General features: G+C 67.4%; 18 protein-coding genes. 4 read left to right on the forward strand and 14 right to left on the reverse strand.

Features of this window, described 5'->3' with window-relative positions:
* Positions 1 to 3: 3 nt before the first annotated feature.
* Together K2W61_RS16260 and K2W61_RS16265 are read right to left on the reverse strand one after the other, a co-directional pair.
* On the reverse strand, positions 4 to 966 hold the full coding sequence (locus tag K2W61_RS16260; protein ID WP_276512726.1) for an N-carbamoyl-D-amino-acid hydrolase: 963 nt from the start codon (positions 964 to 966) through the stop codon (positions 4 to 6).
* Positions 967 to 1,230: 264 nt separating this feature from the next.
* Positions 1,231 to 4,608 carry an autotransporter domain-containing protein gene (locus tag K2W61_RS16265; RefSeq protein WP_236756064.1) on the reverse strand — a complete coding sequence of 1,126 codons (3,378 nt, stop codon included), beginning with the start codon at positions 4,606 to 4,608 and terminating at the stop codon, positions 1,231 to 1,233.
* A gap of 695 nt (positions 4,609 to 5,303) precedes the next feature.
* Between K2W61_RS16265 and K2W61_RS16270 the strand changes: the two genes are divergently transcribed.
* Complete coding sequence (locus tag K2W61_RS16270) at positions 5,304 to 6,911, forward strand: methyl-accepting chemotaxis protein (protein ID WP_236756065.1); 1,608 nt, start codon at positions 5,304 to 5,306, stop codon at positions 6,909 to 6,911.
* Positions 6,912 to 7,671: 760 nt separating this feature from the next.
* Entirely contained in the window at positions 7,672 to 9,486 is a 1,815-nt protein-coding gene (locus K2W61_RS16275) for an autotransporter domain-containing protein (RefSeq protein WP_236756066.1), read from the forward strand.
* On the opposite strand, the gene K2W61_RS16280 is transcribed toward K2W61_RS16275, so the two are convergent.
* The 10 genes from K2W61_RS16280 to K2W61_RS16325 all read right to left on the reverse strand — a co-directional run bounded on the left by K2W61_RS16280 (position 9,483) and on the right by K2W61_RS16325 (position 22,130).
* A complete protein-coding gene (locus K2W61_RS16280) occupies positions 9,483 to 11,912 on the reverse strand; it encodes a fimbria/pilus outer membrane usher protein (protein ID WP_236756067.1) in 2,430 nt (809 codons plus the stop codon). The two genes, K2W61_RS16275 and K2W61_RS16280, sit on opposite strands and share 4 nt — an antisense overlap.
* Complete coding sequence (locus tag K2W61_RS16285) at positions 11,909 to 12,622, reverse strand: fimbria/pilus chaperone family protein (RefSeq protein WP_236756068.1); 714 nt, start codon at positions 12,620 to 12,622, stop codon at positions 11,909 to 11,911. Before K2W61_RS16285 ends, K2W61_RS16280 begins: the two co-directional genes overlap by 4 nt.
* A gap of 65 nt (positions 12,623 to 12,687) precedes the next feature.
* Complete coding sequence (locus K2W61_RS16290) at positions 12,688 to 13,314, reverse strand: DUF1120 domain-containing protein (protein WP_236756069.1); 627 nt, start codon at positions 13,312 to 13,314, stop codon at positions 12,688 to 12,690.
* A 38-nt stretch (positions 13,315 to 13,352) separates the two neighbouring features.
* Positions 13,353 to 14,024, reverse strand: a complete 672-nt coding sequence (locus K2W61_RS16295; protein WP_175141428.1) for a DUF1120 domain-containing protein — start codon at positions 14,022 to 14,024, stop codon at positions 13,353 to 13,355.
* A 54-nt stretch (positions 14,025 to 14,078) separates the two neighbouring features.
* Complete coding sequence (locus K2W61_RS16300) at positions 14,079 to 14,840, reverse strand: hypothetical protein (RefSeq protein ID WP_236756070.1); 762 nt, start codon at positions 14,838 to 14,840, stop codon at positions 14,079 to 14,081.
* A gap of 47 nt (positions 14,841 to 14,887) precedes the next feature.
* Positions 14,888 to 15,622: a DUF1120 domain-containing protein gene (locus K2W61_RS16305; protein ID WP_236756072.1), complete on the reverse strand. Its 735-nt coding sequence runs from the start codon at positions 15,620 to 15,622 to the stop codon at positions 14,888 to 14,890.
* A gap of 167 nt (positions 15,623 to 15,789) precedes the next feature.
* Entirely contained in the window at positions 15,790 to 16,950 is a 1,161-nt protein-coding gene (locus K2W61_RS16310; RefSeq protein ID WP_236756074.1) for an extracellular solute-binding protein, read from the reverse strand.
* Entirely contained in the window at positions 16,947 to 17,591 is a 645-nt protein-coding gene (locus tag K2W61_RS16315) for a response regulator (protein WP_175133423.1), read from the reverse strand. The genes K2W61_RS16310 and K2W61_RS16315 overlap by 4 nt, the downstream gene beginning before the upstream one ends.
* A gap of 70 nt (positions 17,592 to 17,661) precedes the next feature.
* Entirely contained in the window at positions 17,662 to 20,943 is a 3,282-nt protein-coding gene (locus K2W61_RS16320; RefSeq protein WP_236756075.1) for an ATP-binding protein, read from the reverse strand.
* 2 nt (positions 20,944 to 20,945) lie between these two features.
* Positions 20,946 to 22,130 carry an EAL domain-containing response regulator gene (locus K2W61_RS16325; protein ID WP_175133425.1) on the reverse strand — a complete coding sequence of 395 codons (1,185 nt, stop codon included), beginning with the start codon at positions 22,128 to 22,130 and terminating at the stop codon, positions 20,946 to 20,948.
* A 289-nt stretch (positions 22,131 to 22,419) separates the two neighbouring features.
* Between K2W61_RS16325 and K2W61_RS16330 the strand changes: the two genes are divergently transcribed.
* Both K2W61_RS16330 and K2W61_RS16335 read left to right on the forward strand, forming a co-directional pair.
* Positions 22,420 to 22,803: a hypothetical protein gene (locus K2W61_RS16330; protein WP_175133426.1), complete on the forward strand. Its 384-nt coding sequence runs from the start codon at positions 22,420 to 22,422 to the stop codon at positions 22,801 to 22,803.
* Positions 22,804 to 22,889: 86 nt separating this feature from the next.
* Positions 22,890 to 23,102 carry a hypothetical protein gene (locus K2W61_RS16335; protein ID WP_175133427.1) on the forward strand — a complete coding sequence of 71 codons (213 nt, stop codon included), beginning with the start codon at positions 22,890 to 22,892 and terminating at the stop codon, positions 23,100 to 23,102.
* 22 nt (positions 23,103 to 23,124) lie between these two features.
* Here K2W61_RS16335 and K2W61_RS16340 read toward each other — a convergent pair whose 3' ends face one another.
* Both K2W61_RS16340 and K2W61_RS16345 read right to left on the reverse strand, forming a co-directional pair.
* Positions 23,125 to 23,508 (reverse strand): fimbrial biogenesis chaperone, encoded by a 384-nt coding sequence (locus K2W61_RS16340; protein ID WP_236756076.1) that lies wholly within the window; start codon positions 23,506 to 23,508, stop codon positions 23,125 to 23,127.
* Positions 23,509 to 23,544: 36 nt separating this feature from the next.
* A complete protein-coding gene (locus K2W61_RS16345) occupies positions 23,545 to 24,339 on the reverse strand; it encodes a sulfite exporter TauE/SafE family protein (protein ID WP_175133431.1) in 795 nt (264 codons plus the stop codon).
* Positions 24,340 to 24,357 lie beyond the last annotated feature (18 nt).

The following is a 24,357-nucleotide window of genomic DNA, read 5'->3' on the forward strand; positions in this document are numbered from 1 at the left end:
CGTTCACGCCGGGTCCGCCGGCGTGGGCAGCGGCGCGCCGGCGCCGGTGCGCTCGACGATCAACTGGTAGTGGCGCGGGCTGCGGTGCTTGGCGAAATTGAACACGTGCTCGCGGAAGGTCTGGCCCATGGCCAGATCGATCCGGGCCGTGATGACTTCGTCCTCTTCATAGGTCGAGCGCGCCACGATTTCTCCGGACGGCGCCACGATCATCGAACTGCCGATCATGTGGTGGCCGTCTTCCGAGCCGCATTTGCCGGCCGCGCCGATCCACACGGCATTCTGGTAGGCGCTGGCCTGCAGCACGATCTCGTGCGTGCTGGTGCGCCAGTGCGCCGGTTCGTTCCAGTGGATGTTGAGCGAGGGCGTGTTGTAGCCCAGCACGATCAGCTCGGCGCTTTGCAGTGACATCACGCGGTAGGTCTCGGGCCAGCGGCGGTCGTTGCACAGGCACATGCCGACCTGGGTGCCTTCCAGGTCCCATACGCCGAAGCCCAGATCGCCGACTTCGAAGAATTTCTTTTCCAGGTGCTGGAAGGGCGCATCGGTCTTGTGGTCGTCGTGGCCGGGCAGGTGGATCTTGCGGTACTTGCCGATGATGCGCGCGGTCCGGTCGACCAGCACGGCCGTGTTGTAGCGGCGGCCGTCCGGCGTGATTTCGGCATAGCCAAGGTAGAAGCCGATGCCCAGGTCGCGGGCAGTGTCGAACAGCGGCTGCACGTCGGCGTTGGGCATGCTGCGCTCGAAGAAGCGCTCGACCGCCTCGGCTTCGCTCATCCAGTAGCGCGGGAAGAACGTGGTCAGCGCCAGTTCCGGAAAGACCACGAATTCGCTGCCGCGCGCGGACGCCTCGCGCATCATTTCGACCAGTCGCTTGACCACGGCGGCCCGATCGTCGGCCAGATGCACCGGGCCCATTTGCGCGACCGCCAGGCCAAGCTTGCGGCGGGTGGACGTTTTGCTCACAGGAAAGCTCCTCGTAGGGGGATCGAGGCCTGGCATGCGGCCCCTTGGATTCAAACCGCGTAGATTGCCCGCTGGCGAGCGATAGGGGAACCCGGGGCGGACGGGCGCGGGCGCCCGTCCCGGAACTGGCGTTGTCCGGGTAAGTGGCTGTTTTGAATGATGATTTTTCAGCCCGGCGGGCGCGCGCGCGGCGCCGGGCATAACCCCGGCGCATGGGTCATGCGCAAAGATTGATAGGCGGGCGGAGCGTGCGCGCCGCGCGCCTTACGGGAAGCGCCAGCGCAGCCCCGCCGACAGGCCATTGCTGGCCACGCCGCCACGGCCGAATTGCAGGGTGCCGTTGACGAACCAGGACAGCGCGTTGCCGAGCTGGGCGCGGACGCCCATGCCGACCCAGCCGCTATGGCGCGGCAGCCCGATGCCTTCGACCTGGAAGCTGGCGTCGGGGGCGCCGCCAAAGGCGGCCGTGAAGTCCAGCCGCGCCGGATTGCCGTAGCGGTAGGCGCCATAGGCGCTGAAGGTGGTGAGGCCGCCGGCCCAGTCCACCGGCGCGGCGCGCAGCCGCAGGCCCAGCAGTCCGGCGCTCTGGTCGTAGGCGCGCGCGCCGGACTTCAGGGCGAAGGGATGGCTGCCCTCGTCGATGGCGCCGCGCCGCAGGTGGTCGTGCGACAGGCCCACGAACGGGGTGAGGCGGCTGCCATGGCCGGCGAAGGCGTGGCCGGCTTCGAGGTACAGCGAGGTCAGGCCGTCGGCGCGCCCGCTGTCCAGGCGCGTGGTGGCGCCCACCAGGACATCGCGGCGGACGTCGGCGTGGATCCATTCATGGCCGGCGCGGGCCGCCACATAGGGCCCCTGGTCGGCGCCCAGGCGCGCATACAGCGATAGCCCGGCGCCCTGGCTCCTGGCGCGGCCGCCGTAGCTGTCGAAGCTGGCCTTGGCGTCAGACCAGGCCAGGGCGATGCCCACCACGGTGTCGGCGTTGATGGCGTGGTCGAAGCCGGCCTGGCCGCCATACAGGCGGGTGTTGGCGCTGGCGTAGCCGGACTGGCGCAGCCGGCCCGTGGCGCCGATCATGTTGACCCAGCCGCCGGTGCGCGCGCCGGACGGCGCGAGGTCGTCGAGGCGGTCGGTCAGGGCGCGGTCCACCGTCTGCGCCTGCTGGAATGCCAGCGCCTGCGACGAGGCGTGGATCTGTCCGCTGACGCTGTCCAGGGCGGCGGCCAGCGACGTGGCGTCGGCCACGGCTTGCAACTGGGCCGCGCCCGCGACGAAGGCGTCGCTGACGCGGGCCTCCGCGCCCAGCGCTTTCTCGTCGGCGGCCTGGAAGGCGGTTTCGATGGCTTGCGCGGCGGCCAGCCGGCCGGGCTGGCCGGCGTACAGGCCTTGCGCCACCTCCGCGACGTCCTTGCGCGCCACGTTCAGGTCGACCTGGGTGGCCGAGTAGTCGGGGCTGACCGCATACAACAGGCCCGCGCCCGCGGTCACCGTGCCGAAACGGCCGATCACCGCGCCGGCCTTGACCGCGGTCTCGCGCGACATGACGACGTAGGCGTCGTCCGGTTTGGTGACCACCAGGGTGGAATCGTTCAGGCTGGCGGCGCCATCGACCGTCAGGGCCGTGCCGAGCTGGGTGGTCAGGTTGGCTTCGCGCTCGGCGGTGTAGTCGCCGAGGATGTGCAGGCCATTGCCGTCGGTCCGCAGTGTGCCGCGGTTGTCCACCGAGCGTCGCGCCACGCCGCCGTCGGCGCTCAGGGCGCCGTCAGGCTGGATGGCGATGTCGCCGGCAAGGCTGCCGTACAGCTCGACGGTGCCGTTGTTGATGGTGGTGGTGCCGGCGTAGCTGTTCTGGCCCCACAGCACCAGCGTGCCGGTGCCGCCCTTGGTCAGGCCGGCGTCGCCGCCGATGTCGTTGAAGAACTCCGAGCGCATGTCATCGAAACTGGCCACGAAGTCGCCGCCAAGCGTCAGGCGCGTGTCGAACAGGGCGGGGCCGCGCACGGCGCGCTCAATGTTCAACTTGCCCCAGCCAAAGCGCGCCCGGTCGCCCAGGTCGTCGGTGGTCGACAGCACGGTCTGGCGCAGGGCGCTGTTGTCCATCCAGGGATAGGCCTGCGCCACCAGCGCCGCGGTGGCCGCGACCATGGGCGCGGCGAACGAAGTGCCGGTGAGGGATTTGGCGCGCGTGCGCACGCTCAGGCACCAGTTCGCCGCGACACCGCAGGCGTCGGACCACAACGCGAGATTATCAGCCCCGGACTCCAATTGCGTGACCGTGAGCCAGCCGCGTTCAAGCGCGGGCATGACATACGGCGCGCCCGCGATCAGGTAGGGATTGTCCCGCGATTCGTTGCCGTTGGCCCAGACCAACAACTGGTTGTTGCGGGTCACGGCGGTCAAGTAGATCGGGAAATAACCCCTGACGGTGGCTGAGTCGGGCCGGGCTTCACTACCGTCTGGCAGCGCCTGCGAGGCGACGATGGTGAAGGACCAGGAGTTGTTGATGATCCTGACCCCGCGCGCGTTCATGGCGGTCATCAGGTTTTGCAGGTGTACGTTCGAGAAGCTGGTAGGCCGGTTGGCCTGGTACAGGTTGACACCGGTGGCCACACCCCTGGGAAAGCTGTCGCCCGCCACGCTCTGGCCGGCGAGGACGCGGCTGACCATGGCGCCGTGGGTGGTGACCGCGCCCCTGGCGTCAGTAGGCTCGGCGGATTCCGGGGCGATGACCTCGCGCAGCGCGCCGGCCACCGCGGTCTTGTGGTGATCCTTGGCGGGGTCGGCTTCGAAGCCATTGTCGATCACGCCGACGTTGACGCCGGTGCCGTCGAACGCGGTCACCAGCGGCACCGCCGGCATAGGCGACGTGGGCCGCCAGCCGGGAATGCCGCCGTCGCTGATGGGCACGGGCGGGCCGATCGGAATGGGGGCGGGCAGCGGCTCGGCGGGCTCGACGGGAACGGCGGTTGGGCCGGCTGAGGTATCGGTATCGGCTGAGGTGTCGGTATTGACGGGTGTGTCGGTATCGGCGGGCGTATCGGTATTGACGGGTGTGTCGGTACTGACGGGTGTGTCGGTATTGACGGGTGTGTCGGTACTGACGGGTGTGTCGGTATCGACGGGTGTGTCGGTATCGACGGGTGTGTCGGTATCGACGGGCGTGTCGGTATTGACAGGTGTGTCGGTATTGACGGGTGCGTCGGTATCGACCGGCGTGTCGGTATTGACGGGTGCGTCGGTATCGATGGGCGTGTCGGTATTGACGGGTGTGTCGGTATCGGCGGGCGTGTCGGTCTTGACGGGTGTGTCGGTCTCGGCAGGTGGGACCGTGTCGTCGGGCGGGACTGGCGTGTCGGGCGCAGGCTCGACGGGAACGGCGGTGGGGCCCGGGTCGGCGGACGTACCGGAGTCGTCAGGCGTGCCGGTATCAGCGGGTGGGAGAGGCGCGACGGGTATGGGTTCAACGGGCACCGGCTCGACAGGAACAGGCTCGGCGGGAACGGTGGCTGGGTCAGGGTCGGCGGGCGTGTCCGTATCGGCGTGGGCGTCAGGATCTGTGGGCGCGTCAGGATCGTCAGGAAGCGCCGGCGCAACCGGGGCGGCCGGTTCATCAGGATTGTCGGGTGCGACCGGATCGACAGTCACGACAGGCTCGTCGCGCGTACCTGGGTCCACCGGCTCGACAGGCGCAACCGGAACCACTGGAGCCCCCGGCGCGGCTGGCGCCGCCGTGTTCTCGCTACCGCTGCCGCCGCCTGCGGGGCCGGGCAGGGGCGCGTTCGCTCCCGAGGCGCCTTGACGCGAACCGCCGCCGCCACCGCCACCGCCACCGCCACCGCCACCGCCACCGCAGGCGGCCAGGATGGACAGGGCAAGAATGGACAGGGCGCGTCGGGATGCGATCCGCAGGGATCCGGGTGTGCGCATGGTGGGACGGGTCTCCGTGAACGTCTGGGCCTCGCGAGCGAGGCGTGAAGGGGGGCATTGCCCTTGAGCCAGTCCCGGTTCTTTGCAATGCCCCGGGCTCGACGCCGCACCATGCTCACCGCCGCGCATTAACCCGACGTTAGCGGGCGGCGAGACTGCAAAAGCGCGCGCGCGTTCTCGGACTGAACAACGGATTTGTCCACCGTCCCGCGCGCTGCGCGCGCATTGCAAAAATTTATAGAGGCCTTAAGCAAATGCTTGAACCAGCAGCGGGAAAAGTCGCAAAAACCCGCTTTTCCTAGTGTTATCCCGGCCGTTGCCTTGGTCCTACGATGCAAGTCCGGCTCAACACAGCCCCGGCACAACAACAGGCGGTATCACGCCATCGGGCCGCGGCACCCTAGGGAGCAAGCATGTTTCGGCTTTTTTCTGGTTTGCGTATCCGTGCCCGCCTGTCGGGCGCATTTCTGATGGTGGCGCTATTGGGAGGCGCGATCGGCGCTTTCGGCGTCTGGGCCATGGCCCGCATCAACGACATGAACACCGAGCTTTACGATGTCGAGCTGCGTGGCCTGACCGCAATCAAGGACGCCAACCTCCAACTGGTGTACGCCGGCCGCGCCCGCAACAGCTACCTGGCGGCGACCAGCGAGCGCGAGCGCGAGGCCATCCGTCAGCAGTTCGACACCGCCGTGAGCAAGCTGGACGCGTTGCGCGAGCGCGCCCATGGCTACTTCCACACCGAGGAAGGGCGCCGCATGCTGGTGTCGTTCAAACAGATGGAAGACGCCTGGCGGCGCGACGCCGATGCGTTCTTCAACGAAGCCGCCAGACTGCCGCTGATGCAGAAGGATCCACGCGCCGTCGAGATCGAAAAGCAGTTGATCGCGTCTTCGGAAATGCTGGACGCCCTCATGGCAAAACTCGCCCGCAACAAGGAAAACGCCACCGCGCAGTCGGTGCAGGCCGGTTCCGATCTGTATGAGCGCACCCGCGACATCATGGTCGCGCTGTCGTTCGGCGGCGTGGCGCTCGGGATTCTACTGGGCTGGCTGATGACGCGCGGCATCGTCGGGCCGCTCGGCCAGGCGGTGAACGCGGCGCGCCAGGTGGCCGCCGGCGACCTGACCGGCGACATCCGCGTTCTGAGCCGCGATGAGACCGGTGACCTGATGACCGCGCTCAAGGACATGAACGACGGCCTGGCGTGCATTGTGCGCGACGTGCGCGATGGCTGCGAAGGCATTGCCGCGGCCTCTTCCGAGATCGCGCAGGGCAATGCCGATCTGTCGCAACGCACCGAGGCGCAGGCGGCGTCGCTGGAAGAAACCGCGGCGTCGATGGAGCAACTGACCAGCACCGTGCAGTTGAACGCCAACCATGCGAGTCAGGCCGAGCAGCTCGTCACCCGCGCCTCCAGCGTGGCCACGCGCGGCGGCGAGGAAGTCGACGGCGTGGTGCGAACCATGGAAGCGATCGCGGAAAGCTCGCGCCGGATCGCCGACATCACGAACGTGATAGATGGCATCGCGTTTCAGACCAATATCCTGGCGCTCAATGCCGCCGTCGAAGCCGCGCGCGCTGGCGCGCAGGGCCGCGGCTTCGCGGTGGTGGCCGGCGAGGTCCGCACGCTGGCGCAGCGTTCGGCGGTGGCGGCCAAGGAAATCAACGCGCTGATCAACGAATCGGTCAGCCGCGTCGAGGACGGCACCCGCCAGGCCGACGAGGCCGGCCGCACCATGCGGGAAGTGGTGGAGAGCGTGCACCGCACCGTGACGCTGGTTCGCGAGATCGCGGGCGCCTCGGTCGAACAGTCCACCGGCATCGGCCAGGTCAATCAGGCCGTGGCGCAGATGGACGACGTCACCCAGCAGAACGCCGCGCTGGTGGAGCAGGCCGCCGCCGCGGCCGTCAGCATGCGCGAGCAGTCCGGCCGGTTGGCGCAGCAAGTGCGGCGCTTCAAGGTGCATGCGGAGGCGGTGCCGGTGGGGCCGGCCGGGGCCGGCGCCACGTCGCCCTGACAGCAGGCTCGGGGTATTCCCGGCTAAGACAATTCCGGTTTTTTTCGAGGACGAAATCAGCACTTCTCCGGCTGGTAGATTGAGTTTCACAGTGAAATCAAACGTTCGTTTTGGTAAACGCTGTTCAAAAAAACTGTCGCATGGCGTGCTGCCAAGCCAAGTGCCTGAGCGGGCGGCCATGACGATGGCTTCGACTCAATAAACTGGAGGAGACAGTCGCATGATTGATTCAAGGTACCCGAAGCGCCGGCGCAAGGCGCGGATGATGGCGATCGCGCTGGCCGCCGTGCTGGGCCCCCAACTGAACGCCCGGGCCTCGCCCTATGACGAGGTCATTTTCCTGGGCGATTCGCTCACTGATACCGGGGCAATCGCCGCAAAGTCGTTTACCGGGAAGTATGTACTCGGGCCGGATGGAAGGTCCCTGCCGGAGTATTTCATGCAAGGTCCGGGGCAGGCCGAGGCGCAAAAGGCTACGGATCTGATCATGGGCCAAATTAAAGCGAATAGGGCAGACGTAGTTGATTTTGCACAACAAGCTGTCCAGGACGCAATATTAAAAGCTGCCAGTTCGTGGCTAGGCGGCGCTATGTCGTGGGTGGGCGGCCCTCTAAATAGCGCCGTCTCACCGCTGATACCCGATCTCGTCGATCAAGCGATGGTGACGGGAAAACCCCGGATTCTAGAGGTATTGAAGACCCAGGTCCTGCCAAATTATGCCCTCCACCTGGCGCAGCCATTATCCCGCGCCGCATCCACGATGACGGTAGCCGACACGGCCTACATTCTCTGGGGCAGGCCCCTGCTGCCCGCCCACACGACCAATCCGGATTCCACCTGGGCGTTCCATCTGGCTAGGGCCTTGGGTGGTGGCAATGCGGATGCCTGGAAACCGGCGGGGGATGGCGGCAACAACTACGCCTGGGGCGGCGCGCGCACGACACAGGCCACCCAATACCTATTGCCCGAGCTGGATACCGGGATGGGGAAATTGTCCCTGCACTACATGATTCCCTCGGTCAAAGACCAGATCTCGGCGCTGTTGCAGAGCCGCCCTGGGGGCCTGAGCCGCAACGGCCTGTATTCGGTCTGGGTGGGCGCCAACGATCTGATGGCGACGATGGAGACCTATCAAGGTTCGTTGGCGGTACCCGTGACGCGGGCCGACGCGGCACGGCAGGTGCTGGCGATCTCCGGCCAGACCGCCGTCGACGTCGCCGGCCAGGTCATGCGCTTGCGCGACGCCGGCGCGGGCACCGTGCTCGTCGTCAACCTGCCCGACATTGGCCGCACCCCCCGGGCGCTGGGCTTGCCGGCCCAGGCGCGCAGCCTGTTGAGCTACATGGCCTCGACCTTCAATGATTCGCTGAACAGCCAGCTCGCGGATTACCAGGGCAACCTGGTCGCCCTTGATGTCCATGGTCTGCTCAATGAGGTGATCGACCATCCGCAGCGCTACGGCCTGCGCAACGTGACCACGCCCGCGTGTGGGGCCGAGGCGGCGATCTGGTGCGGCCGCGCCAACCTGGTGGCGCCCGATGCGGACCGTACCTATCTGTTCGCGGACGGCATCCACCCCAGCGGCATCGGGCACGCGCTGCTGTCCGATTACGTGCTGTCGGTGCTGCAGGCGCCCACCCGCATCGGCCTGCTGGCCGAAGCGCCGGTGGCGGGCACGCGCGCCAGCCTGTCCGCGATCGGAGACCGTCTGCGCGTGCGTGACAACACCTCCGGCGTGCAGACCTATGCCTCGTATCAGCGCGCCAACGATAGCCAGCGTGGCGGCGACGCCTGGAAGCCCGGCTTCGGCAACCGCATGGACATGTTGCTCATTGGCATCGACGGCGGCGTTGGCCAGAACTGGCTCGTGGGGGTCGGCGCGTCCCAGGTCCAGCACCACGCCACGCTGGGACGGGACGCCGGCTGGTTCCGCCTTGGCCAGACCCAGTTGTCGGCGTACGGCCGTTATCGCACGGGCGATTGGTCGGCGGCGCTGATCGGTAGCGTCGGCTACCTGAGCTATGGCGACGTGGCCCGCGAGTTCGCCATCGGGCCTGCCCGCTTGCGCGAGCGGGGTTCGACTACTGGGACGACCTCCGCCTTGTCCGCCTCGACGCAATACGACTGGCATGCGGGCGCCTTCACGTTGATCCCTTCGCTCGGCCTGACCTGGCAAAACATCAATGTCAGGGGCTACAACGAGTCGCGCGATGGCGGGCGCACCGCGACCAGCATGAATTACCGCGAACAGACCCGGCGCTCGCTGGCGTCCACGCTGGGGCTGCGCCTGCAGGCCGATCTGCGCCATGGCGACTACCTGTGGCGACCCTACGCCGGCCTGGCCTGGGAGCATGAGTTCCAGCGCAAGACCCGCGAAGTGCGCGGCCACTTGCGCGGCATGGCGGGCAGCTTCGGGCAGACCATCGCAATGGCGCCGGCCGACCGCATGCTGGTCTCGGCCGGCCTGAGCGTCGCCAATGGCGGCGCCTGGAGCGGGCGGGTGGGCTACCAGGGCCGCTATGGCGGCGGGGAGCAGTCGCGAGCGGTGCAGGCCTCGGTTCAATACCGGTTCTAGCCGGGCGTCGCGCTGGCCGCCGTGCGGCGGCACAGCGCGGCGGCGTCTTCGTAGGGCCGGTCCGGGTCCGGTTCGGCCACCGGCTGGAATTCCAGGATGCATTTGCCGCCGTCCTTCAGGCCCACCTGCAGCGGCAGCGCATACGCGTCATCCAGGAAGATCTGGCCGCGCCGGCCCACCAGGGTGATGACATGGCCGCGCCCATCCATCACCGGCAGCCGCTCGGCCAGCGGCTGCCGGTCATCGGCCGACACCGCCGACAGCAGATAGCGCTGCACCTGGCGCAGATTGAAGTCCACCACCTGCACCGCGCCGCGCGCCGGCTTGAGCGACTGGATGCCGTTGGGCAGGTTGGCGTTGCGCGGCAGGCTGGTGGTGTTGATCTCGACCGCGCTTTCGCTGTAGGCGGGCAGCTCGGGGATGACCGCGTGGCCCCAGGCGTCAGTCCAGGTCGGCCCGGCCGGCGTCTGGATCTCCACCCCGCCCAGGTTGCCGACCTTGGCGATGCCGAACGTATCGCCCACTTGGTGCGGCGAAAACGCCACGGCGCCGCCGGCCGCCACCACCGCGCCCTGCACGCCCCAGTTGGTCGACACGCCGCCCTGGGCATCACGGTTGGCCGACAGATTGACGCGGGCATAGCGCGGCAGCGTATCGATCGCCACCGACGAATTGACGGCGTGGCCGGGATTGGCCACGCTGGAGCTCAGGTTGTAGCTGAACTGCGGGCTGAGCGTGTCGGAATAGCTCGCCCCGACCGCGCTGCTGTCGCCGGCCTTGCTGACGTACACGCCGGCGCTGGCGCTACCCAACGGAAAACTGAGCGTCAGGAAATACTGATTGTCCGTGTACGCGCGCGTGTCCGCGCTCAGGTCCCGGGCCGCCGACAGCGTGACCGACGCGCGTCCGAAACTGCGGTTCCACGACAAGGTGGCGCGTTGACGCGTGGCGTCCACGCCGCCCAGGCGGCTGGCGGAATAGGTCGCTGACAGCGAGCCCAGCGTGGGCTGGAACCAGGATACACCGGCCGTATAGGTCTGGCTCGCCCTGGCGCCGGCGCGTGGGTCGCGGGTGCGTTGCAGCACCTGCGCCAGGTCGCGGTAGTCCTCGGTCTGCCAGGTCGCCGAGACATTGGTGGACAGGCGCTCCAGGGGCGAAAGCGACAGGGTCGCGGCAATCTGCCGGCCCTGGCGCCTGGCGCCGTCGGCCGAGGCGCTCGACATGCGGATGCCGACCGAGCCGTTGAGGGCGGCGCTGGGCGAGGCGGCGAAGGTGGCCGCCAGGGCGCGATAGGGCGCCGACACCAGCAGGCCGGCATTGAGGGTGCTGTGCTCGCCCAGGTTCCAGCCATTGCTCGCGGTGGTCACCAACGGGGTCTGACTGTCGCTGCCCCGGTAAGCCTGGTAGCGTCCCACCGCGACCGAAAGCCCCGGCGCCGTGGTGTTGCGCACGGCGCCGAAGGAAGCCGCCGGCACCACGAACTGCTGCCGTTCGCCATTGCTCGCGATCACCTGCACGTCCAGGTCGGCGTTGCCGCTGATGATGGGAACGTCGCTGATGGTGTAGGCGCCGGCCGGCACCTGCGTCATCAGGATCAACGTGCCCAGTTGCCGCACTTCGATCCGGCTCTGGCCGTTGGCGATGCCGCTGAAGCCGACGCCGGAGGCCTGGGTCTGGCGCAGCGCGTATTCCGGGAACAGCTGCGCGCCGCGCAGGGTGCCCACGGCGAACAATGAGCCGGTGGGGGATATCTGGCCCGCCTGGAACGTGGCGCGCAACGCCGGCACGGCGCGCTGCGCATAGGTGTCGCCCTGGGTGAAGGTCGAACGTCCGCCTTGCGAGTAATAGTCCTGGCGGCTGCGCACGATCCAGTCGGCGATGTTCAGGCCGGTTTCGCTGTAGGCGCGCAGGTACTGATAGCCGGTGTCGCCATTGCCGCTGCGCGCGCCGCTGATGTTGTAGTTGAGCAGGGCGGCGACACCGCCCGACGCGTATTGCCCCACCATGGATTCCTCGACCGGCGCGCGCGCGGCCAACGGTGTGACGATGTCGACCTGCGCCTGATTCGGCAACTGCGTGATGGCGGTTTCGGGGTAGGCCTTGCGATAGTCCGGGCAGTCCTGGTCGGCGGTGCCGTCCGGCACCTTCAGGCCGGCGCGCCGCAGCAGGTCGGGGGTGAAGCAGAGCGTGCCTTCCTCGTCGAAGCGCACGTCGGCCGTTCCCAAGTCGGCGCCGTTGACCCGCAGGCGTACCCGGGTGACGCCCGGCAGAAAGCGCGCGGTCTTGCTGAAATAGGCGGCCGTTTCCGGCGAGATGCCCAGCCGGCGCAAGGTCTGCGGGTCGAATTGCTGCGCGAACGCGGCGGGGGAGACCATCATGCCGAGCAGGACGGCCAGCCCCACGGCCGGGTACGCGAGCGGGTTCATTTCCCGGGCGTCGGCTTGCAGCCGTTGCCTAAGGTGATCGCGTGCTGGCCCGCGGCGTAACCGTAGACGGTCGCCGGCCAGATCGTTACCGTGCCGGTGGCGGCGGCGTGCTTGCCGGCCAGGGGCAGTTCGAAACGCTCACCGGGCAGCAGATAGGTCTTGGGCAGCGGCAGGTTGACGTTGCCGCTGTCCAGGCGCGCCTGTTGGGCCATTCGCACCACGTAGCTGCTGTCATTGCACAGACGCAGTTTGCCGCCGTCGACGCTGGCGCTCAGGCGGGTCCAGGGGTCTTTCAGCTTTTCCAGCCCGCGCGGTTGGATGATCACCGGGATGTTCTGGCGAAAGGTCGTCTGCACCTGATTGTCGGCATCGCGCGCGAAGGGAATGCCCTCGAAGGTGGCGCGCTTGAGGCGCTGCGTGGCCAGCGGGCCCTTGCGGGTCAGCATGAAGCGCACCAACTGCGATTGGCCGGCTTCCAGACGAGCCATCGGCGGGGTCACGACCAGCAGTTCTTCGGTGTCCTCGGCGACGTTCTCGATCGCCGAATAGAGCAACACCGGCGCGGTGTCGGTGTTCTGTACGGTCATGGTGCCCTCGCCGGTGGCCTCATCGACGATGAGCACCGAGCTTTCGGGCACCACGCCGGCGGCGCCGGCGGTGTTGGCCAGCAGGGCGCCGGCCAGGGAAACAAGGGTCAGGAAGGTTTTCATGGCAGCAGGTAAAAGACGTGTTGATGCCGGCCGCAAGCGGCCCGCGGTAATGGCCCTCGGAAGGGCTACAGGAAAATCGCCGACAGGCTGATCGAGCCGTCGAGCAGGGCCTCGCGGCCCAGGTACAAGGTGGCGGTCGGTGCGATCGCCGATTCGATCCGCACGCCGGCCGTCAGGCTGCGGCCGCTGGCCGGGCGGCGTTCGCCGCCGCGCGACCAGGCGATCAGGTCGGCATCGCCGACTACCGTGTCGTCCTGCATGTCGCGCCAGGTGGCGCCGCCGTCGGACGAGATGATCAGTTGCGCTGGCACGCCATCGAGCGTGGCGCCGTCGCGCCGCCAGCGCAGCGCGAAAGCGCCCAGTGGCCGGCCGGATGCCCGCCCGAGTCCATGGCTGGTCTGCGGCGTCAGGCCCAGCCTGCCGCCGGCCGCCGGCTGGGCCGCGCCGTCGCTGGCCGACTGCCGCAAGGCGAGCTTCGCGGGCTGTTCACAGGTCAGCGTGAACTGACGTTGCTGCGGCGGCAACGGGGCGGCCTCGGCGGCGCGCAACAGGTTGCGCTTGATCCGGCCGTAGTCGATGGCGGCGCCGCCGCCAAGCTGGATCCGGCAGCCGGCCGCGGGCGGCGCCGCCCGGCTCGGGGCGCCAGGCGCGGCGCCCAGCAGGGCGCAAAGGAGTATCAGGTATGGCTTCATGATCCGCCGGCGCTCCCGGCACGAGGCGGCCGCGGCCGCTAAAGATAGACAAGTGTCAGGACCGCGCCGCCGATGAAGGGGACCTCGGCCGATACGCCCAGTTGGGCGCTGCGATCCAGGGCCACCTGGATCCGCACCGTGCCCACGAATTCATTGCCGAACGCCGGCAGCTTCTGTCCAGGCAGGCTCCAGGTTTCCAGGCTGCCATCGTCATGGAAGAAATTGCCGACCGACGGCTCCCAGTTGGCCCCTTGGTCGGCGCTGTAGATGGAGTCCGTGGCCTGCTGGTCTACCTTGAAGCCGGGCACCAGTTGCAGGGCCCAGCCGCCCAGGCTGCGCCCTTTGTCATCACGCAGGCCATACTGGCGGGCGGGCGACCAGCTCTTGCCGCGTCCGCCGAAGAACACGATGTCCTGCTTGAACGCCACCTGGCCGGCGTTGCTGTCGCTGATGGTCAGCGCCACCTTGGTTTTCGACTCGCAGGCGATGCGCAGCTCGCGGTCGAGCGCGGGCAGCAATGTGAAGCTGTCCTTGTTCAGGTCCTTCAGCTTGATCCGGCCATAGTTGAAGGTGCCCTGTTCGGCGATCTGCAAGGTGCAGGCGGCCGGTTTGATCTGGCCCTGCACCGCGATGTTCAGGGGAGCGTCCTGTGCCAGGCTCGCCAGCGGCATGGCCGCCACGGCCCAGCAAAACAAAGTTCGGAGTTTCATGTTCGTGTGGCCTTCAGCCTGCCGCCGTCTGTCGCACGGCGGCAGGCGTCCGGATCAGAGGTAGCTGAGCGTGATGGTGGCTTCGCCACGGAACGTCAGGTTGTCGTTGAGCGTGAGTTCCGACTTCGGCGAGACCACCGCGCCGATGACGATGTCGCCATCGAACAGCGAGGCCCTCACCGGCACGGTGGGCGTGGCCGCGTCCACGAAGGTCACGTAGTTCGAGCCGTCGGACTTCAGTTGCGCGGCGTTCTCATCGGTGTCGGCCGCGGTGCTCCATGCGGCCCGGTCCTCGCTGGACGCGACCAGGGCCTTGACTGCCTTGCCATCGGTGGCGGCGGCGGTCGTGTAGCGGAAGTTGCGAAACTGGAACACGTAGCGGCCGATACGGTTTGTCGCGGTCGCGGCATCCACCAGGTCGTAGATGTAGCCCTTTTTCGACGCGGCGCGGATGCTGGTGGCCTTGTGATCGAGCGACTCATCGTAAGCCTTGGCGGCTTTGAGGGCGCCGGTGACCGACAGGGCCACGGCGGCATCGCCGCCATCGCATTTGATGGACAAGGGCTGGACGATGGGGGCCAGCGGGGTTTCCGCTTTTTCCTTCAGCGAGGCCGGGTTGATCTTCTTCAGGTCGAAGGCCACCGATTTCGCGGCCGGGGTGCAACTGCCCGGGGTGATGACGCCGCCCACCGCGACGTTCAGCCCGGCGGTTCCGGCGGGCGCGGACGGCGCGGCCGATGCATCGACCGAGGTCACGGCGCCGGCCGCGCAAGCCAGTGCGGCCAACAGGATCTTGCTGGATTGGAGATGGTTCATTGTTGCTCTCGGAATGTCGAAGCCTGTGCCACGCATGAATGCGCGGATCAGAGGTAGTTCAGCGTGATGGTGGCGCCGCCTTCGAATTTCAGGTCGCCGGTCAGCTTCAGGTCCTTCTTGGCGAGAATGAGGGGGGCGATGAGCAGTTCGCCTTCGAAGACGCTCGCCAGCGCCGGGACGGTTTGCGTCTTCTCGTCGGAAAAGGAGACGTAATTGCTGCCGTCACGCTTGAGCTGGGCGGTATCCCAGCCGTTCTGGTCGCTGGTGTAGCTCCAGCTGACCTTGTCGTCGCTTTTGATCACGCTGGCCTTGGTGGGCGTGGAGCCCGTGCCGCCGCCGGTGTACATGAAGTTGCGGAACTGCATGCCGTACACGCCGATGCGCTTGTTGCCATCGGCGGGGTCGACCAGGTCGTACAACGACGGCTCGCGGGTCGACACGCCTTGGGGATGGTTCTTCAATTCCGAATCCCATTTTGCCGGGGCGGAGGTGCTGCTGGTGACGTTCAGCGCGATCGCGGTGTCGGCGGTGCAGGTGATCTTGACCTTGTTGGTCAGCGCCGGCAGCATCGTCACCTTGTCGGCGTTCAGCGACTTCGGATTGATGTTCTTCATGTCGAAGGTCAGGGCGCTGGCGGCGGGCGTGCAACTGCCCGGGGCGATGGTGCCGGTGACGTTGATCTTGAAGCTGGGGGCGGCGGCCGGGGCGTTCTGGGCGATGGCGCCGATGCTGGTGGCGCACGCCAGAACGGCGGCGGAGAGCGTGCTGATATGGAGTTTCATGGTGTCTGAGAAGCGGAAGTGGATGCAGGTCGGTTGTTGTGTTCCAACGCGGCGGGCGGGAGCCCTTGCGTTCATCACGGAAACTAAGGTAACAACCGGACCGTGCACCGCACCATCAGACGATTCCGGTACTCGCGGCGGGCAGCGAGCAGCGCGGTGTTTTGCCCCTACGAGGCGGGTTTCATGATGCGCGCCAGCCACGCCGCGCGCAGCGTGGCGATATGCGCCACGGTGATATTCGCCCACTCCAGGGGGATCAGGCGCGCGGCGACCTCGGGCGCCAGCAGCGGAATCCTGCGCCGAGCCGCTTCGCTGACCTTGGCCTTCTGGTTCGCGGGCGCGTAGTACATCGCTTCGGCGAAGGCCTGTTGCGCGGGCGGGCTCAAGGAATAATTGATGAAAGCCTGGGCCGCCTCGCCGTTCGGGCGGTCGGCCACCCGCGCGATCAGGATGGGGACGGCGATCGTGCCTTCCTGGGGCACGGTCGTGGCGTAGCCGCTGAGGCTGTCCATCTGGCTCTGGCTGCGGGAATTCCAGCCCAACGCCAACAGCGCCTGGTTGCGCGCCACCATCCAGTACTGATTGGGGCGCGGGGTCCATGTCAGGATGTTCGGCGCCAGTTTTTCCAGATAGGCGAAGGCCGCGTCGAAGCTGGTGATGCCATCGGGCGCGCCGGCCAGCCGGTTGGCGAGCGTCGTCAGCGCGATCATGCTGCCATTGACGGCCTGGTTGGTGGACACAGTCACTTTGCCGCGGTACTTGGGATCCCACATGTCGCGCCAGCTCTTGGGCGGCTGCGCGAACGCCGACTTGGCGTACACCAGCGTCATGGAATCGTACATGGCCGGCAGCGCCCAGAAGCCCAGCTCTCGGCCCATGGACCCCAGGTCGGCCGCGTTCGGGACAAGCGTGGGATCCAGCGGCGCGATCAGCTGCTCGGCCTGGGCCAGACGCGCATTGGGCGGGTCGATGATGACGACGTCGACCCGCGGCGCCATGCGTTGCGCGCGCAATACCGCCAGGGCGTTGCGCGAGTCGCGCACGGCGTAGTAGCTCACCGTGATGCCCGGATGCGCGGCTTCGAAGGGGCGGATGACCGTGCGCATGTATTTCTGGTCGAAGCCATTCACGCCGTAGGCCATGACGGTGAGCCGTGCCTGTGCCGTTGCCTGTGCCGTTGCCTGTGCCGCCACGGGCGGCAACCCGCTACCCGCGCCGGCCAGCAGCGCCAGGGCGATGAGCAGGCGCTTGCGCGCCGGCCGCACGTGAGGGAGGTGACGCGCCCGGGGGCGGCGCGATGCTAGAGGCGTGTCAGGCATGGTTTTCATTTGAAGACATCGTGGTTGACGCCGAACATGACCAGTTCATGATCGGTTTCCACATCCAGTTTGCGCATCGCGGCGATCTTGTGGGTGCTGACCGTCTTGACGCTGCGGTTCATGATGCGGGCGATGTCGCCCACCGAGGTGCCCGACAGAAAATGCCGCAGCACTTCCAGTTCTTTGGGCGAGAGCCGCGCGATCCGCGCCGCCGCATCCTGCGCCTCGCGCGGATAGGCGCTGAGCGCCGTCTGCTGCCCGCTGCGGTAGACCTGGTTCTTTTCGAGCGTGCCCAGCGCCGTCAGGATCTCGGCCAGGTCGCGGCTCTTGAACAACACGCCGCTGACGCCTTCCTCGTACAAGCTGGCGACGATCACCGGCGAGGTGATCATGGTATGGATCAGGATGCGCACCTTCGGAAAATGGCGGCGCAGGTATTGCACCAATGCCAGCCCGTCGCCATAACCGTCCTCCGACGGCATGTTGTAGTCGGTGATGATGATGTCGGGCGCCAGCTCGCGCGCCTTGCAGATGAGGTCGGTGGCGTTGGTGGCCTCGCCCACGACCTGGTAGCGGGCGGCGCCTTCGAGCACGTTGCGAACGCCCAGGATCACGACTTGGTGATCGTCGGCCAGCAGGATTCGGGTCATGGTATCGCTCCTTGTGTGATGCGCTTGGCGAGTTGGCCTGCGGTCTGTTCGGGCTGTTTTGGGGGCGTGATTACAGTTCCTTGAATTGCTCCGCGATTTGCGCCAGGGTGCTCTTGATGGCGTTTTCGAGCACGGGCGTCAGCCCATCCGTGGCGATTTTCTGTTCGAGCACGCCACAGAAGCGGGCAATGTCCTCCGCGTTGACCACGACCAGCGAGCCGCGCATGCGGTGCAGCATCGCCACGGCCGCGGCGGGATCGCGCGCCGCCAGGGCCGCCCGCATGGCGGCCATGTCTTCGCGCATGGTGGTGTGGAAGGCCGCCCGCAGGTGATCGTCATAGAACTCCTTGGGCTTGTTCTGCGGCGGGGGGCCGGCGAACTTGGCGCTGATGATGCGCGCGCAGGCCGTGCTGAGCGCGTCGTGCAGCGTGCGCAGGTCCACGGGCTTGACCACCCAGGCGTTCAACCCGGCGGCGAAACCGGCTTCCCGTTGCGTCTGCAGCGCGTCGGCCGTCAAGCCGATGATGGGGGCGTTGGTGCTGCGCGCGCGCAGCGTGCGCACCAGTTCGTAGCCATTCATCAGCGGCATGTTCATGTCCGTGATCAGCACGTCGAACTCGTCGCTGTTCCAGCGGGCCAGGGTTTCCACGCCATCGGCGCACAGCGTTACTTCGCAACCCAGTTCTTCCAGTTGCCGCACCAAGAGGGTCCGGTTGACGGGGTTGTCCTCGGCGGCCAGCACGCGCAATCCCAGCCTGCGCAGCCCCGCATCCGGGCGGTATGTACCGGGGCCGGGATCATCGGTCGTGTCCGCTTCGGCCTGCTTGGCCTCGGCCGGGGTTGGCCTGCCGCGTTGCGCCAGGGCCACCGCCTCGACGATGCTGTGCCGCAGGTGACTGGTCACGTGGATTTCGGACAGGCTCCATTGCGGTTTGTCGGGGCCGTCGGGAATGCACGACACGCGCGGTCCGCTCCACTCGATCGGCGGCAGACGCTCGGGCAGCAGTTCCACCAGGATGCCGTCGTCCTTGAGGGGCGCGGTGTTGTGCAGGGGACGCGCGTTGGCGCCGGCCAGCGTCAGCCAGGCGCAGGTATCCTGCGCCAGGTCCGCCACCGGCGCTCGCACCCAGACCGACGAGGACGCGGCGATCTCGCCGTTGCCCACCCGGTGCGTGGCGTCGGCCGTGATCCGCAACGGCAGCCTGAACGTGAATGCGCTGCCGCGGCCCGGGCTGCTGTCCAGGGTGATGGTGCCTTGCATCAGTTCGCACAGGCTGTGGCAGATGTAGAGGCCCAGCCCGGTGCTGGGCAGGGCGTGTCCGGGCGTGGCGTGCGCCTGATAGAACGGCTGGAAAAGATGCGGTTGCTGATCGGGCGCAATGCCCAGCCCGGTATCGGCGATGTGCCATTCGAGCATGGCCTGATGCTCGCTCGTGGCCCCCAGGGTCAGGTCGACCCGGACCCAGCCGGCTTCGGTGAACTTGATGGCATTGCTGACGAGGTTGTTCAAGACCTGCTTGATGCGCAGCGCATCGCCGTAGGCATAGACCGGCACATCGGTGGCGATGGTCGAGAAGAACTGCAGGCCCTTGGCGTCCGCGGTGGCCGCATAGGCCTGCAAGATTTCCTCGGTGAGCGTGGCCGGGTCGAGCCGGTGATCCTTGAGGGTCATCTGGCGCGACTCGATCTTGGACACGTCCAGGATGTCGTTGATCACATTGAGCAGACCGGCCGACGAGGTCTGGATGGTGCGCAGGTAGCCGCGTTGCAGGTTGGTCAGCGGTGTCAGGCCGAGCAGCTCGACCGTACCCAGGGTGCCATAGAGCGGCGTGCGGATTTCGTGGCTCATGGTCGCCAGGAACACCGTCTTGCCCGCGTTGGCGTCGTCGGCGGCGCGCTTGGCTTGCGCCAGCGCGGTCTGCACGCGTTTGTGGTCGCTGATATCGCTGAACGTGGCCAGGACCACATCCTGGCCCTGGTAGGTCAGGCGCGAGGCGCTGAAACTCAGGTGCCGGCCATTGATCTCGACTTCGCCGGTCTTGGCCGGGCTGTCGGGCGCGAAGGTGAGGCGCCTGACGATTTCTTCGTCCCCCAGCCAGTCGTCGGCCAGGCGGTTCTTGGCGACGATGCGGTGGTCGCTCACGCGCAGCGCGCAGACCGCCACGCGCGCGGCCTCGATCACCGCGCGGTTGAAGGACTCGCTTTCGACCACCCGTTCATGGCTGGCCTGGGCCGGCCGCACCACCAGGTTGCGATGGCGCCGGTACAGCACCACACAGCCGCCCGCGCACAACAGGATCAGCGCCGCGAAAGCGGTCAACTGCCCGGGCGCGGCCAGGAAGAACTGGGCGTAGGGCACGAGGTAGCTGGCGGTCCAGCCGTCGTCGCACCAGGTGGTGATGCGGGTGCCTTCCAGCCCGAAATGCACGCGGCTGTGGACTTCCTCGAGCGCGCCATGTTCGCTGGCGCCGCCTAACAGTTTGGCGCCCGGCAAAATGTCCAGGCGCTCGAAGTACACGCGACCATAGGCCGGGTCGCCGGTGTATACGTCGCGCATTTCGATGAAGGTCGCCAGCACCAGGTCGCGCTTGGGCGTATCGGGCAGCCACAGCGCGTCCGGCAGCTCGATGGCGCTGTACACCACATAGCCGAGACGGTCCGCGCCGCCGCTGGGCAGGGTGACGCTGATCCAGCGGTCGCCGGCCGGACTGGGGCGACTCGACTGGGTATAGATCAGTTCGCGCACCCGGTCCGCCGACAGGGGGCAGCGCCACCAGCGGTGCACGTCGTCGGTCATGGAATCATCGGAGCATGGCACCGAGATGCTGACTGGGCTGTTCAGATCGAGCAGGAAAGCCTGCATGCCGGGCTGCTGCCAGGCACTGCGATAGGTGCCATAGACGTTGGACAGCCCGGCCGCCACGCTCTGCAGGTGGCTGGCGAGGTCGCCGCCGGCGGCGTTGTCATCGCGCTTGACTTTGATGATGTAAGGCATGGCCAGGCTTTCCCGCTGGCCCTCGTAGGTATTGGTGACGGCGTTGCTGTCGATCAGCTCGAACGAGGCCGGGCGCGCCTGCGGCGGGGCCAGGGCGAGCCGGACGGCATCGTTGCGGGTGGCGCGCGCCAGGATGGACTCCTGGCCATGCAGGTTGGCGGCGAGCTGCTGGAAATGCGTGCGGGCCTCATTGCTGGCCAGGTGGATCAGACCATTCACAATCCAGTAGCACAGCACCAGCATGATCACAGTAATGATCAGCGTCACGACGAAAAGCGCCTGTACCCGCAAGGAGATGCGGGCCAGATCGCCGATGGTGGCGATGCGGGGGGAGGGGCTGGGCGTTGAGCGCGGCATCGTCAGACGGCGGGATTCCGTTTGAGGAATCCCAGCAGCAATTCGGGGGTCAGGGCGCGGGATATCAGGAAGCCCTGCGCCATGTCGCATTGCATCTTCTTGAGCTGGGCCAGTTGTTCCCAGGTTTCGACGCCTTCGGCCACCACGTTCAGCGCCAAACGCCGGCCCAGTGAAACGATGCTCTCGACCGCGGCCTGCGCGCCGTCGTCGGTAACGCAGCGGCTGATCAGGGAGCGGTCTATCTTCAGTTCGGTGAAGGGGGTGGACACCAGGTTGAACACCGAGCTGTAGCCCTGGCCCGAATCGTCCTGGGCCAGGCCGAAGCCCTTCATCCTCAGGCGGCAGGCGCCCGCGTAGTAATCGCTTATCGCATCCGTGGTCGTGCCCTCGGTCAGTTCAAAGCAGATGTCCCGCGGGTTGCCCCCCAGGCGCATGACGTGGTCGTACAGGCGGTCCGGCAATTCGGCGTCCTGCAGCAGGTGCGTCGGCAGATTGACGGAGACTTCCACCCGGAAGTCATGCTGCTGCCAGGCGTGTTGCGCGGTAATGGTCTGTGCGAGCATCGACAATAGCAGGTCGTCTTCGAGCTCGTCCAGTATCAGGGCCGGCAGGAATTGGCCGGGCAGCAGCACGCTGCCATCGGGGCGAACCCAGCGCACCAGGGCTTCGGCGGCCACGATGGTGCCATCGCCGATCCGCATCTTGGGTTGGAACCAGGCGCGGATTTCGCCCGAGGTCAAGGCTTGCTGCAATGCGGCACGGTCGAACATCTGGCCCGATACCAGCGATTCCGCCTTGAGCCGCGAGGCGGCCTTCAGCTTGGCCACCAGGGCGATGATGGCCTGGGGCTGGGCCGGCTTGGACAATTGGTCGATGACGCGCATGCCCAGCGTCTTGGCCACCAGGCTGGCGCCGGAGATCAGGCGCTTGGGCGAGGAACTGATCACCGCCAGCAGCGGCGGGGTTTCGTAGGTGGACAGGCGCTGGATCAGCTGCACGCCGTCCAGCTCGGGCATGAGCAGATCGCTCAGCACCAGGTCGTAGGGTTGTTGCTCCAGCAGGCGCAAGGCATGCGAGCCGTTCTCAGCGGTTTCCACATGCGCGATGCCGGCCTGGAGAAACAGGTTTTTCAGGTACTCGCGCTGCAATAGTTGGTCGTCGACGATCAGGACGCGATAGGACAACATGGCTTGTAATCTCCAAGGGGGCGGCCCGGCTCGTCCAGGACGGAACGGGCCGAGCGGTAATGGCGTGCACGCGTCGGCGGTCGGCAGTCCGCCATTAGAGCGATCCATGACCAAGCCCGGTATCAGACGATTCCTAATCGACGGCCGGAAGGGCACGGCGTTTCGACGGCCTGGCGGTGGCGCTTTAGGAACTGTCTGATGGTCGCGGCGAAGCGGCGTTTCTAGAATCCCATGCTTCCAATTCCGTGCTTTCGCCGTGGCCCATTTCGCCTTTCTGCACAACCTGCATGTGCACGCCCAATACCTCGACCGCGCCGAGCGCCTCGCGACCTGTCTGAAGGAGTCGGTGGCGACCGTCAGCCTCTATGCGGAGACCCAGGCCAGCCTGTATGCGCGGGCTGGCGCGCCGGGCAGGCACTACCTGCTGGTCGAGGGGCGCTCGTCGTGGCTGCTGCGCTTCCTGGCGGTGCCGCATTGCCCGCGGCTGGCCGGCGTGATCGCGATCGTCAGCGATCGGGCGGGCTCGGCCGATCGCGCCAAGCTCCTGCTGGCGGGCGCGGACGTCTGCCTGCCCGGCTCGGCCTTGCCGCGGGAGATGGTGGCGGCGCTGTCGGTGTTGGCGCGTATGGAACGCCGGCTCGCCGTTGCCGACCAGGGCCAGCAGGCAGCGTGAGATTAGTTCGATTTATGGAAAACACTATTCCACCAAAGAGAAGTTTGGCAGAATGTAACCCCGGCATTCGAATTTCCACTGAGCCCATGAGCAGACCCAGAGTTGCCTTGAGCGGATGGTTGCGCGCCGCGCGCAGGAACTGGCGCCCCTTTGTCCTGGGGGTGCTGATCGTGTTTACCGTGGCGCTCGTGTGTGTCCTGTACCTGCTGGGTACGGACCGGGGCGAGCATGCGGCAATTGTCCTCGGAACGGCGCTCATCGGCATGCTCGGTCTGGGCGTCTGGGTTTGCCGCCGCTGACGATCCGGCGCCCGCGCTGCCGTCAGTCGCCGGTGCGCTCCTGGAACACGCACAGGCCCGCTTCGCAGCGGTAGCGGTTCATGCGCAGGCCGCCATAATCATCGACGTTGCCCAGCATCAACTGGCCGGCGCTGGCGGGCAGCACTGCCTTCAGCGTCTGCTCCGACCGCGGCGCCAGCATGACGGGCGTGTCGAAGCCGGGCAGCCGCTGCTTGCGGTCCGTGCCCAGCCAGAGCACCGTGACGTAGTAGGGCGATGCATTCTTGAGCGTCAGCGTGCGGCCGTCGGTGCGCGCCTGCAAGGTCTGTTCCGGTACGGCCTCGCCGCGCGCGGCCAGCTCGGCCGGGCGTAGGAACAGCTTGGTTCGCGGGCGGGGGCCGCGCGGCGATTCACCCGATCGCACCATACGCCGCGCTGGCGTGGGCGCCGCGCGGCCGGCGTATCAGGCGCGCCAGGCAAGTACGCCGGCGACCACCACGCAGACCGCCGCGAAGACCCGTTGCAGCACGGCTTGCGGCACGCGCGGCGCCACCATGCGGCCCGCCGCCATGCCGGCGATGGCGGCGGCCACGAAGGCCCATTGCGCCGCCGTCAGCGTCAGGCCGTGCAGCAGCGCCGAACTGACCGTGGCAGCCGATACCAGCGCGATGACCATGAGCGAGGTGGAGACAATGCTGATCATGCGCGCGTCGCTGAAGTGCGCCAGCGCCGGCACGATGATGAAGCCGCCGCCCACGCCCAGCATGCCGGTGCACAGACCGGACACCGCGCCGATGCCGCCCAGCGTGGCGGCGGTGAGGCGGTTCCAGACGAAACGGCCGGTTTCGGGCGACAGGCGGCAGGCCTTGGGCGGCGCCTCGGGCGCGCCGTCGCCCGGCGCGCCGCGGCGCGATTGCTGCACCATGCGCGCCGCCACCAGCAGCATCACGCCGGCAAATGTCAGACTAAGCCAATGCGCCGGCAGGTGGCGGGCCAGCGACAATCCGAGGGGAGCGGTCAGCGCGCCCACCGCCGCCATCAGCATGGCGGCCTTGTAGCGCACCAGGCCGCGCAAAAGGCCCTGCAAGGCGCCGACCGCCGATGCGATGCCCACCGCGATCAGCGCCACCGGCGCGGCCTGCGGCAGCGTCAGGCCCAGGCCGAACATCAGCGCGGGCACCGCCAGGATGCCGCCGCCCGCCCCGGTCAGGCCCAGGGAGACGCCGATACACAGGCCGAGCAGGGTCGCGGTCAACATGGCTAATAACTTTTAGAA

Origin of the sequence: Achromobacter pulmonis (genome assembly GCF_021733725.1) — a bacterium.
In the GTDB taxonomy this organism is placed as follows: Bacteria; Pseudomonadota; Gammaproteobacteria; order Burkholderiales; family Burkholderiaceae_B; genus Achromobacter; species Achromobacter pulmonis.